8 protein-coding genes and 1 pseudogene are annotated in these 12083 nt (G+C 58.8%); 8 read left to right on the top strand and 1 reads right to left on the bottom strand.

Going from position 1 to position 12083, the window contains the following annotated elements:
• The first annotated feature begins 135 nt into the window (after window positions 1-135).
• The 3 genes and pseudogenes from hexR (at window position 136) to BF12_RS0117215 (ending at window position 4638) form a co-directional block, all read left to right on the top strand.
• Entirely contained in the window at window positions 136-1002 is an 867-nt protein-coding gene (hexR, locus tag BF12_RS0117225) for a transcriptional regulator HexR (RefSeq protein ID WP_024953349.1), read from the top strand.
• A 137-nt stretch (window positions 1003-1139) separates the two neighbouring features.
• Window positions 1140-3361, top strand: a pseudogene (uvrD, locus tag BF12_RS20795) (DNA helicase II).
• Between the two features lie 167 nt (window positions 3362-3528).
• Window positions 3529-4638 (top strand): TRAP transporter substrate-binding protein, encoded by a 1110-nt coding sequence (locus BF12_RS0117215; RefSeq protein WP_024953348.1) that lies wholly within the window; start codon window positions 3529-3531, stop codon window positions 4636-4638.
• Window positions 4639-4723: 85 nt separating this feature from the next.
• On the opposite strand, the gene BF12_RS0117210 is transcribed toward BF12_RS0117215, so the two are convergent.
• Complete coding sequence (locus BF12_RS0117210; protein WP_024953347.1) at window positions 4724-5176, bottom strand: acyl-CoA thioesterase; 453 nt, start codon at window positions 5174-5176, stop codon at window positions 4724-4726.
• A gap of 362 nt (window positions 5177-5538) precedes the next feature.
• Between BF12_RS0117210 and BF12_RS0117205 the strand changes: the two genes are divergently transcribed.
• The 5 genes from BF12_RS0117205 to phoU all read left to right on the top strand — a co-directional run.
• The gene (locus BF12_RS0117205) at window positions 5539-6588 is read left to right on the top strand and encodes a PstS family phosphate ABC transporter substrate-binding protein (protein WP_169734551.1); all 1050 of its coding nucleotides are present in this window, start codon (window positions 5539-5541) and stop codon (window positions 6586-6588) included.
• 113 nt (window positions 6589-6701) lie between these two features.
• Window positions 6702-8837 carry an ABC transporter permease subunit gene (locus tag BF12_RS0117200; RefSeq protein ID WP_035160549.1) on the top strand — a complete coding sequence of 712 codons (2136 nt, stop codon included), beginning with the start codon at window positions 6702-6704 and terminating at the stop codon, window positions 8835-8837.
• A gap of 38 nt (window positions 8838-8875) precedes the next feature.
• Window positions 8876-10591, top strand: coding sequence for a phosphate ABC transporter permease PstA (gene pstA / locus BF12_RS0117195; RefSeq protein ID WP_248623750.1), 1716 nt, complete (start codon window positions 8876-8878; stop codon window positions 10589-10591).
• 17 nt (window positions 10592-10608) lie between these two features.
• Complete coding sequence (pstB, locus tag BF12_RS0117190; protein ID WP_051511136.1) at window positions 10609-11427, top strand: phosphate ABC transporter ATP-binding protein PstB; 819 nt, start codon at window positions 10609-10611, stop codon at window positions 11425-11427.
• A gap of 185 nt (window positions 11428-11612) precedes the next feature.
• Window positions 11613-12083 (top strand): phosphate signaling complex protein PhoU (gene phoU / locus BF12_RS0117185; protein WP_024953342.1); only part of this gene is annotated, 471 nt, incomplete at its 3' end.

Here is a 12083-nt window from a genome sequence, read left to right as displayed (position 1 = left end):
GGCTTTCATTGGCGCCACACCGTTTTACTATAGCGCACTTGACAAAATTGTGACTACAGCCTGCCTGCAATGGCGACACCCCTGAATGGATGACGTAAGCTCAGGCATGCCTATGATGTCTGCAAGGAGTGTGCCGTGAGTCATGCCATCTTCGACGACCTGAGAAGCCGGATGGAAAATTTCCGTCGCTCAGAACAGAAGGTCGCCCGCTATGTTCTCCGTAATCCGGAGGAAGTGATTCACATGCGGATCGTGGATCTGGCCAGTGAGTCATCTGTCAGTGAGCCGACCGTCGTACGCTTCTGTCGAGCGATGGGGTTTGCTGGCTTCCAGGACTTCAAGCTTCAATTGGCCCAGCGTCTGGCGACGGGTACCCAGTTTGCCCAGTTCTCGATGAACGATTCTGACAGCGTGGCGGAGTTCTCCCACGCGTTGTTCGACTCCACCATCGGTACGCTACTGTCAGTACGTGACCGTCTGGATGCCGAGGCCGTTGCCCGCGCTATCCACGCATTGGCTTCTGCCAGCCGGGTTGAGTTCTACGGTTATGGTGCGTCGGGTGCGGTGGCACATGATGCCCAGCACAAGTTCTTCCGCTTGCAGATTTCCACCGCGGCCTACACTGATCCGCACATGCAGAACATGTCGGCGGTGACGCTAGGGCCACGTGATGTCGTCGTTGCCATCTCTCAGACCGGGCGCACCAAGGCGTTGATCGCGAGTGTCAGACTGGCACGCGATGCTGGTGCCACAGTGATTGGTCTGTGTCCGAGCGGCTCGCCGCTGGCGGATGAGGTGACTCTGCCGCTGCATATCGATGTGCATGAAGATACTGAGATCTACACGCCGATGAGTTCGCGTATTGCACACCTGGTCATCGTCGATACGCTGGCTGTTGGCGTTGCCAAGACTCGGGGACCCAAGCTCAAGGAGCAGCTTGAAGCAGTCAAGAAGAGCTTGGCGACACTGAGGTTTGATGAGCATGATTTCGACGCTCATTGATCAAACGGGCACCGCTTGAGAGGTAGTGGAGAGGGGAGAGTGACAGCGTAGCCATGTGATAAGGTGGATGTCTGAACAGGGGCGGCGATTGACGGGCTGCTCCGATCCTCGACCCTCTGCCCTGTGGTGAGCCCTGCATGTCTGAATCGCCCCTTCTTGACCATCTCAACACGCATCAGCGCGAGGCCGTGTCCGCGCCGCCTGGCAACATGCTGGTGCTGGCCGGGGCCGGTTCCGGCAAGACCCGCGTACTGGTCCATCGTATTGCCTGGCTGATGGACCAGCATCAGATGTCGCCCTACGCCATCCTGTCGGTGACCTTCACCAACAAGGCATCCCGCGAGATGCGCACGCGGCTTGAAGCGCTCAACGGTGCCAGCCTGCGTCATATGTGGGTCGGCACCTTCCACTCGATCAGTCACCGACTGCTGCGCACTCATTGGCAGGAGGCGCGCCTGCCCGAACACTTCCAGATCATCGACAGTGATGATCAGCTTCGGATGGTCAAGCGGCTGCTCAAACAGCACAACGTCGACGATGAGCGCTGGCCGCCCAAGCAGGTTCAGTACTTCATCTCCGGCTGCAAGGAAGAGGGGCTGCGGGCCCATCAGGTGCAGACCCACGGCGATGCCTATATGGGCAAGATGGTCGAGATGTATGAGCTCTATCAGCTAGCCTGTGAACGTGGCGGACTAGTGGATTTCGGTGAGTTGTTGTTGCGCTCGCTGGAATTGCTGCGTGATACCCCACCTCTACTGAACCACTATCGTGAGCGCTTCGCTCATATCCTGGTCGATGAGTTCCAGGACACCAACACCTTGCAGTATGCGTGGCTGAAGCTGCTGGCTGGCAATCGTGAATGCATGACGGTGGTGGGTGATGATGACCAGTCCATCTATGGCTGGCGTGGCGCGCGCGTCGAGAATATCCAGCGTTTTACCGATGAGTTCGCCAATACCCGCGTGGTACGCCTGGAACAGAACTATCGCTCGTCCAGCGCAATTCTCGAAGCTGCCAATGCCCTGATCAGCAACAACGGCGGGCGGATGGGCAAGAATCTGTGGACCGATAGCGGGCGTGGCGAGCGCATTCGCATCTATGCCGGCTTCAATGACATTGATGAATCACGCTTCATCGCTGACACCATTCGTGAGCTGGTCAACGAGCATGGTTATAGTCGTGATGACGTGGCGATTCTCTATCGCTCAAACGCTCAGTCTCGCGTGCTTGAGGAGACGCTGATTCGTCAAGGTATGCCGTATCGCATCTATGGTGGCCAGCGCTTCTATGAGCGTCTCGAAATCAAGAATGCACTGGCGTATCTGCGGTTGATGAACAATCGCGAAGATGATGCCGCTTTGGAGCGCGTGATCAACGTGCCCGCACGCGGTATCGGTATGCGGACTGTCGAGCAGCTGCGCGAACGCGCCCGTTACGGCAATCTCACGATGTGGCAGGCGATGAGCGATGCTGCTGCTGATGGCGCGCTCAAGGGACGCGCTGCCACTGCCGTGCGTGCCTTCAGTGATCTCATCGATGGCCTCGACAATGATACTGCCGGCATGGCACTGCACGAGCTGGTCGAACATGTCATCCATGTCTCGGCGCTGCGCGAGCATCACGCCGCCGAGAAGGGCGAAAAGGGTCAGGCACGTCTCGAGAACCTGGCCGAATTGGTCAATGCCTGTCGTGCTTTCAGTCAGGGCGAGCGAATGGACCCGAATGCCGTCAGTGAAGGTGCTGAGGCACTGGAGCCATTCCTTGCTGAAGCAGCGTTGGATGCGGGGGATCATGAGGCTGCCGAAGGCGAAGAATGCGTACAGATGATGACGCTGCACTCTGCCAAGGGCCTGGAGTTTCCGGTGGTCTTCGTCGCGGGTGTTGAGGAAGGTCTTTTCCCGCACAAGATGTCGTTGGAAGAGCCGGGTCGTCTCGAGGAGGAGCGCCGGCTGTGCTACGTCGGCGTCACGCGTGCCATGCAGCGTCTCTACCTCACCTATGCTGAACTTCGCCGCATGCACGGCAAGGAAACCTTCCAGCGTCCCTCACGCTTCCTGCGTGAGCTGCCGGAGGAGCTGCTGGAAGAGGTTCGTTTGCGTGGCCAGATTTCGCGTCCGGTCTCGACTCAGCGTACGACTCCGAATCGTCGTCCGTCCGGTCCGCGTCAGGAAGGTGTCGATGCCAGCGATGGCATGCCTGCACTATCACTGGGCAGCATGGTGCGCCATCACTGTTCGGGGAGGGTGTGGTCATCAATGCCGAAGGACAGGGCGAGCGCGCTCGAGTGCAGATCAGCTTCGAAGGTGAAGGTGACAAGTGGCTGGTGCTCGGTTTTGCCAAACTTGAAGTGCTGAGCTGAAGATATGGACTGAGCAGAGGCAAGTTAAAGCATCGGACTACGGCCTTGGTGCAGTTGTGGGCGGTACATTAGCGACGGCATAGTGGAGGTAGACGCTCTACTTTCAGATTGTGCCATTCGTATCGCCCAGTAACTCGAAAACCAATAACTCGAACAAGGACTGTGCCATGCAACGCCGTCATTTTCTCACAGCTCTCGGTGCGGGGGCTGCTGGCATCGCAGCCGCGCCTTTCGTTACCACGGCCAAGGCTGCCGAACCTGAGACCATTCACTGGAAGATGGTGACCTCCTGGCCGAAGAACTTTCCGGCGCTAGGCACGGGTGCCAACGAATTCGCGCGCTTGATTGGCGTGCTGTCTGGTGGCCGTCTGCAGGTCAAGGTCTACGGCGCCGGCGAGATGGTGCCGGCAATGGAAGTCTTTGATGCGGTGTCTTCTGGCACGGCCCAGATGGGCCACTCGGCGTCCTATTACTGGAAGGGCAAGGTGCCTGCTGCACAGTTCTTTACCGCCGTACCCTTTGGTATGAATACCACCGAGACCAATGCGTGGCTGTATCACGGCGACGGCATGGCGCTGTGGGATGAAATTTATGCGCGTCATAATCTCAAGCCACTGGCCGTTGGCAATACCGGCACGCAGATGGCTGGTTGGTTCAACAAGGAAGTGAAAAGTCTGGCTGACATGAAGGGACTCAAGATCCGCCTGCCCGGACTTGCTGGTGAGGTGATGAATCGGATTGGCGCCAGTACGCTGACATTGCCGGGCAGCGAGATATTCACGGCGATGGAAACAGGCGTCATTGATGCAGCGGATTGGGTCGGGCCCTACAACGACCTGGCCTTTGGGTTGCATCAGGTCGCCAAGTATTACTATTCACCGGCCTGGAATGAACCATCCGCAATTCTGGAGGGTACCGTCAACATGGACGCATGGCAGGCGCTGCCGGAAGACCTTCAGCAGGTGGTGATACAGTCGGCCAAGATTGCCAATCACGCCATGGTCGATGAATTCGCGCTACGCAATGCCACCGCTCTGACCTCGCTGGTAGAGGAGCATGGTGTGCAACTGCGCGAATTCCCGGACGATGTCTATGCTGCGCTGTATGAGGCCTCCAACGAGGTGCTGGATGAATTTGTCGCCGAAGACGCCGATGCCAAGCGAGTCTATGACTCCTACCGTGCTTTCCAGCAAAAGATCGCGCCTTGGACCAGAACCGGCGAACGCGGCTATCTCGATGGTCGTGCCCGTGTGCTGGGAGAAGATGCGACGTCTTGAGCCAGGCCCTGTTGAGCTTGGACTCATTGATAATATAAAAGGCCGCCCCGATCTGGGGCGGCCTTCTTGTCTTCTGGCATTCACCTCATTCCGCTGAAGGAAGAGGGGGAGTCAGTAGCGATGACTGCTCTACGGGAGCCGCAGGAACGGCACGAATACGGCCATTCTCGTCGAGTGCCACCATCACGTAACATGCCTCTGTCACCTTGGTTAGAGCGCGATGATTACGCTCCTGAGGTGGACGGATCCAGACCTCGACGGATAGGCGGATTGAACTACGCCCCACCTCGGCGACGTGAGTGAATACGTTGACGACCGAGCCAACACGCACCGGCGACAGGAAGTCGAGGCCTTCCACGGCGACGGTAGCAGTGCGGCCATTGGCGACTCGGCCGGCCGCCAGCTCACAGGCCTCATCCATACGATGCATCAACCAACCACCGCTAATATCGCCATAGAGATTGGTATCATGACGCTGGGCAATTAGCTTGAGCGTCAGGGTGCCATTGGGCGTTGGGGCGTCATCCAAAGCTTGCATGATGTGACTCGCTATCTTGTTGTTATGAAAATTATTGTGCTGGCAGTAATGGTTATAGCACTTGCGATGATGGCCCTTGTGCCACAGGCATGACATGTTCAAGGCGGTACTTGGCGTAATGGATCATCAGGCTCACAGGGTGAGCACTAGGGTTTATATCCTACTCTCCCTGACGAAGGGCTGTCAGGCTGCTTTTTGCACTGCAGCATAATGTCATCGGCCCTCAACGCAGCAAAGGCGGATACTCTTAGCTTGTACGTCATATATTAGACATCATCGATTAGATGATGTTCGTCAGGACGATTATTGCGTCCGGAGTGTCTCTGTATTTTTCATCACCCAGTCTGGGGATAGCCATGGTCATGTCATCAGCAGGTCACCCGCTGCAGCGTCTTTTGCGCTTTCTGCCCCCGGTGCGCTCCCCTTTACTGTGCCTGTTCTACGTGTGCTTCGCCGCGACAGTGACAGTGGTAAGGCCTGCTTCTGCCTCGGCTGTTCCGGAGTCTCCTTCTGTTCCAGTGTACCGGCCCGTGCCGGGTGTGGTTGGCAACTTGACGGCTGTCGGTTCCGATACCCTGTCTTCGCTAGTCACGCGCTGGGCATCGCAGCTGCATCGCTATCATCCCGGAGTGCGAGTGCAGTTACAGGCAGCAGGGTCTTCGACGGCGCCTCCGGCACTGGTTGCCGGCACGACACGCATTGGCTTGATGTCGCGACCCATGCGTGAACAGGAGCAGAGGGAATTCGAGCACAAGTATGGTTACCCGCCACTGGGGATTCCGGTCGCGTTGGATGCGATGGGTATCGTGGTGCATCGTGATAATCCACTAGAGAAAATTAGCCTGCGTCAGCTGGATTCCATTTTCTCAGCCACACATGCCTGTAACAGCAAGCCGTCTCTTGAGTGGGGAGATCTTGGCCTGAGCGGGCAATGGGCGGCGCGGCAGATCAGTCCTTATGGGCGCAGTGCGACGTCTGGCACCTATGGCGCCTTCCGGCGTATTGCCTTGTGTGGCGGTGACTTCCGGCTTGATGTCAGTGAGCAACCGGGCTCGGCCTCCATCATTCAGGCAGTGGGTGCCACGCCTGGTGGCATCGGCTATGCCAGCTTCAGTACGGCCTCTCCGATGGTGAAGCAGCTACCGGTCAGTACAGAAGAGAGCCCGATGGCTATTTCACCTAGCCGTACAAGTATTCGCGATGGTCGCTATCCTCTGACGCGCGCGCTGTATATCTATGTCAATCGTGTTCCGGGTCAGCCACTGCCTACGCTTGAACAGGCCTTCCTGTCACTGATCATGTCGCGTCAGGGCCAGCAATCCATCTTGCGTGAAGGCTACGTTCCGCTACCGGAAAGCCAGCTTGATCACTGGCGCGCGCAACTGGGGCTGGATAACGTGCCCGCTAGTTGAGACGGTCATGTCATCTATTTGTCATCTTACGGACATAATCTTGCTGAAATCCTTGCTCACCGCCTTATCGGATGGGCCTCTTTTGAGTGCAATTTATCGCGTGGTACCTATTCATGTCGGCAGTTGATGCCTCACGAATGCAGCGTCGTCGCCTACGACGCGACCGTCTGGCCAGCCTATGGCTGACCGCGTCGGGTCTTGGCGTAATGGCAGTGGTCATCGTGATGCTCAGCTATCTGTTCAGTGTGTCATGGCCGTTGCTCATGCCGGCCAGCACTCAACCGATGACACCGCAAGGCATCACGGCCACTGTCGATGATGAGTCTCGACAACTGGCTGACTTACTTGCTTTACCCACGACCTCGCCTATAGCTCGTGCTGCAGCAGCGCCGCTGATCGCGACCGGCTCCGAGCGGCTGGAGCTGGCCGGTATCTGGCTGGCGGATGGCCGGCTGCAGCCCGTACAGATTGATGACTCTGCAAAGATACCCACTGTGAAACGCCTTGCGACGCTCACTGTTCCCACAGGGCTATCGCGCTCGTCTGCTCACTTGATGATCAATGATGATCAGCTGTGGATGAGTGCGCCTGAGTCCTCTGGCTCTCGCCTGTGGCTGGCACGGCTCTCGTTGAGCGACTCGGATGCTATCTGGCAGCAGCAATGGCTTGAGAAGGCTGGAGCACAGGCCAGCATGGCGGGGCGACTGCTGATCACGGCCGGTGAGCATGACTTCCAGCAGTGGCAGTTGGCAGGCGTCGCGAACGAACAAGGCCCGCTGGCACATATCATCAGTCGTGGTACTCATGTGCCTGCGCGCATTACGGCACTGCGTGTGTTGCGTGGCGGTGAGAGTCTGATTCTTGGCGATGACACCGGCGGCCTGACGCATTATCTGCAGCCTGGTCATGCGCTGCCGCTGGTCGCCGTGGGTACCTTCGATAGCGGACTGAACGCGCCCATCGTTGCGCTTTCAGCCGCCCACCGCAGTCTCGGTTTCGCCGCGCTCGATGCCACGGGGCGCCTGGGCCTCTATCAGGCGACTGCAGAACGCAAGCGTCTGGTGCAGGACTGGCTGACGGCGCAGACGGTTGCCGAGGGTGTAACACTGGCCTTCAGTCGCAATGATCACCAGCTGGTAGCGACAGGATCGACAGCAGCGGCAAAGCCCACAGAGACGACAGCACAGGCCCTTGTCATCGACGATCCGCATCCGGATGTCGGGTTATCCACGCTGCTTGGCAAGGTCTGGTATGAAGGGCGCCCGGCACCGGAGTGGATCTGGCAGATGGGTGATAGCAGTAGTGAGCCACGTCTGTCGCTGGTGCCTATCGTGTGGGGCACGCTCAAGGCCGCGCTGGTCGGCTTGCTGTTCGCTGTCCCGCTGGGTCTGGGCTGTGCGATCCATGTGTCCTGTTTCATGGCACCGCGTCAGCGGTCTCGCATCAAGCCATTGCTCGAAATGATGGAGGCATTGCCGACCGTCGTGATCGGCTTCATCGCCGCACTGGTGGTGGCACCGTTCGTCGAGCGCGAATTGATGGCCGTGTTGTTGGGGCTGGTATTGATCCCGCTGGGTACCATGGTGGCAGGCTTCGTGTGGACTCTCGCACCGCGTGACTGGCGAGTATTGTTGCCGGAAAACATGGCCGCTTTCGGGCTGCTCCCGCTGCTGGTACTGCTGCTATGGCTGGATATCACTATTGCTAACCATGTTGAGCATTGGTGGTTCGAAGGCGATATCAAGCAGTGGTTATTCAGTCATTACGGCATTGGTTATGCCCAGCGAAATACTCTGGTCACGGGCATGGCCTTGGGGCTGGCGGTGATGCCGACCCTGTTCACGCTGAGTGAAGATGCGCTGTCCTCCGTGCCCAGAGGACTTGCCGCAGGCTCTGCTGCACTGGGGGCGACCCCGTGGCAAAGTTTGCGCCGCGTGATCTTGCCTGCTGCCGCTGTTGGCGTGTGTTCTGCGCTGATGATCGGCATGGGGCGTGCGGTCGGTGAAACCATGATCGTGCTGATGGTGGCCGGCAATACACCGCTGGTCGATGCCAGCCTGTTTGAAGGGCTGCGCTCGCTGGCAGCTACTATCGCGATCGAGCTACCAGAAGCTGATGTCGGCAGTAGCCACTATCGACTGCTGTTTCTCGCGGCACTGGCATTGTTTCTGTTCACCTTCATCGTCAACACGTTCGCCGAAGTGCTGCGTCAGCGCTTTGCACCGCCCACGCGGGGGGGTTGGGGATGAGGCACGCGCACACGTCACGTACACCGTCGAAGACTTCCTTGTTACGCCCACCGGAGCACCTGTTGGCGCGGCTGTCCCGTTACTGGCGCGATGGCGGCCCCTGGGGCTGGCTTAATGCGATGGCCGTCAGTGTCTCGCTGTTGTTGATGATGGGATTGATCAGCCTGCTACTGGTCGGTTCATTGGGCCATTTCTGGCCCTCACGGCTCGTCGAGATAGCGCTGCTTGAACCGATGACGCAGACGAGCGAAACAAGTGATGCCGATTCGGCAGCCATCGGCAACGGTCAGCATCTGCTCGGTGAGTTGATGCGAGAGGAGGTCCGTCATGTGCAGACGGCCAGCGGTACTTCCCGGCCTCGGCAATGGTGGTTGCTACAGACCTCTTCCGAGCAGAGCGCCGCCGCTAGTTGGCGATGGTTACCCAAGGACATGCTGAATGCGCTGACCTTTCCTGAGCAGGCGCTGGCGCTGGAATTGCGCGATGGCCGTGTGCTCTATGGCATGGCACAAGCACTGAGCGATCCCACGACAGGCGAGCTTGTCACCACCGATGTATCAGGTAGCGGCAAGCCATTGGCAGAAGATGCTACGCCATTGTTTGTACGCCTTGATGATATCGAGAGCCAGCGACGCAATCTGGCGGCGTTGCGCAGCCATGGTGAGCAACTGAGCAAGCAGTTGACGGCGCTCACGCAGCAGTACGCTGCTCGCCACGACAGCGGGACGGTAACGGCGGAATTTGAGGAAGAAATAAGCGCAGCGCGCCAAGCACTCATCACACGAGAACAACAGCTCATGTCGTTGCGGGATGCGTTGACAGCAGGCCAGTTGCAACTTGCTGGTCGCGGCGGCCATGACGGACAGATCGCGCTGGAGGAGATCAAGCGCGCCTGGCAGCCCAATGCACTGGGCTTTGGTGGGCGGTTGTCGCTGACGCTGAACCGGTTCGCGGACTTCATCTCGGACACGCCCAATGATGGCGGCGAAGGAGCCTGGCCGGCGATCTTCGGCACCGTGCTGATGGTGGTCTTGATGTCGGTAATCGTGATGCCCTTTGGCGTCATGGCGGCCCTTTATCTGCATGAGGTCGCGCATCAGGGACGGCTGACGCAGCTGACGAGGATTGCACTGCGTAATCTGGCGGGTGTGCCGTCGATCGTTTACGGCGTCTTCGGGCTCGGATTCTTCGTCTATGGCGTGGGAGCGGGGATAGATCGTCTGTTTTATGCTGATCAACTGCCGACGCCTACCTTCGGGACCGGCGGTATTCTCTGGTCATCACTGACGCTGTCGTTGCTGACGTTGCCGGTGGTGATCGTGGCAACGGAAGAAGGGTTGGCGCGTGTTCCTCGCCGTCTGCGCGAAGGAGCACTGGCACTGGGCGCGACACGCTTTGAAACCCTCTGGCGCGTGGTGGTGCCTGCCGCGTCGCCCGCGCTGATTACAGGGCTGATTCTGGCAGTGGCGCGCGCGGCGGGTGAGGTGGCGCCGTTGATGCTGGTCGGCGTGGTCAAGCTGGCCCCGGAACTGCCCGTCGATGATAGCTTCCCGTGGCTGCACCTCGACCGCAAGTTCATGCATCTTGGGCATCAGGTCTATGACCTGGCGTTTCAGAGCAGCGATGCCTTCAGCAATCGCCCGCTGGTCTACGCGACCGCACTGGTGCTGGTCGTCGTGATTCTGTGCCTCAATCTGAGTGCCATTCGCCTGCGACATCTGCTGGCACAACGCTACAAGGGAGCCACCGAATGAGCCGTGATGACGTGCTGATGCCCGCTGAGGATTCGTCGCGCAATGATTCGACGTACATTGACGCGGGCGATGTCTGTCTGGAAACGCGCGGCCTTTCTCTGGGCTATCACTCGCGGGGAGGGCGTCGTCAGAGCGCATTGGATGACATCAGTCTGTGTATTGAGCGCAAGCGCGTCACGGCTTTCATTGGCCCGTCGGGCTGTGGCAAATCGAGCCTGCTGCGGACTTTCAATCGCATGACGGACCTCGATGAGCAGTCACGCCTGACGGGCGAGGTCCGATTGGAAGGCGAAGACATTCATGCGCGTGGCGTTGATGTACCGATGCTGCGCCGCCGAGTGGGCATGGTGTTCCAGACGCCCAACCCCTTCCCGATGTCAGTCTATGAGAATGTCGCCTTCGGACTGCGCCTCGTTGGAGAACGCGACAAGCGCCATCTGGACGATAAGGTCGAGGCTTGTCTACGGGCCGCGGCGTTGTGGGATGAGGTGAAAGATCGTCTGTTCGACAGCGCGCTGGGTTTGTCGGGTGGCCAGCAGCAACGTTTGGTGATCGCCCGCACCCTCGCGGTAGAGCCCGAAGTGTTGTTGCTCGATGAGCCTGCTTCGGCACTGGACCCCATCTCGACCCTCAAGATCGAGGAGTTGATCCGCTCGCTGCGTTCACGCCTGACATTGGTCATCGTCACTCACAACATGCAGCAGGCTGCGCGCGTCTCTGATGCGACCGCCTTCCTGCACGATGGCCGACTGGTGGAATATGCGCCAACTGATCAGTTGTTCACCAATCCTCGTCGTCGCCAGACCGAGGACTACATCACGGGCCGCTTTGGATGAGGGAGGCTTGTGGCAGATCTGCTTGATGACAGTTTTATCTCACTGCAGTGCAACAAAACTGTCATCAAGCCTTGGCATGCTGAGAGGGAGCCATCTGCGCCAAGTCATGCTGCACGGCCCATACTTGTAATGTCATTCATGTCAGAGACCGCCTGCCTCGGCGGACGACTTCCCGGGAGAGGGTAATGGATATCACCAGCGATTCGCACGGCAAGCACATATCTCAGCAGTTCAATCACGAACTGGATGCGCTGAAGACACATCTGCTGGCCATGGGCGGTCTGGTAGAGAAGCAATTGCAGGATGCCGTCACCGCGCTGCTGGAAGGTGACAGTGAGCTTGCGACGCGTGTGCGTGACAATGACAAGGCCGTCAACGACATGCAGCTCAAGATCGATGACGAGTGCACTCGCGTATTGGCGCGCCGTCAGCCGGCGGCCTCCGACCTGCGCCTGGTGCTGGCTGTCATCCGCGCCACGTCTGATCTGGAGCGTATCGGTGATGAGTCGAGCAAGATTGCACGCAATGCCCTGTCGCTGGTCGAGAATGGCCAGAGTCCACGTGGCATGGTCGAGGTACGTCACCTCAGCCAGCATGTGCGCAGCATGGTGCGTGATGCGCTGACAGCCTTCGCGCGCTTTGATACGGATCTGGCC

This window comes from Cobetia crustatorum (genome assembly GCF_000591415.1).
GTDB classification, from domain to species: domain Bacteria; phylum Pseudomonadota; class Gammaproteobacteria; order Pseudomonadales; family Halomonadaceae; genus Cobetia; species Cobetia crustatorum.
Note: the sequence above shows the minus strand (reverse complement) of the source record. Positions and strands in the feature narration are given on the sequence as shown.

What these genes read in the sequence shown, in the direction of transcription:
- BF12_RS0117205 (WP_169734551.1), top strand. Translation starts at nt 5,539, where the DNA reads ATGTCATCAGCAGGTCACCCGCTGCAGCGTCTTTTGCGCTTTCTGCCC.
- BF12_RS0117200 (WP_035160549.1), top strand. Translation starts at nt 6,702, where the DNA reads ATGTCGGCAGTTGATGCCTCACGAATGCAGCGTCGTCGCCTACGACGC.
- BF12_RS0117210 (WP_024953347.1), bottom strand. Translation starts at nt 5,176, where the DNA reads ATGCAAGCTTTGGATGACGCCCCAACGCCCAATGGCACCCTGACGCTC.
- pstB (WP_051511136.1), top strand. Translation starts at nt 10,609, where the DNA reads ATGCCCGCTGAGGATTCGTCGCGCAATGATTCGACGTACATTGACGCG.
- BF12_RS0117215 (WP_024953348.1), top strand. Translation starts at nt 3,529, where the DNA reads ATGCAACGCCGTCATTTTCTCACAGCTCTCGGTGCGGGGGCTGCTGGC.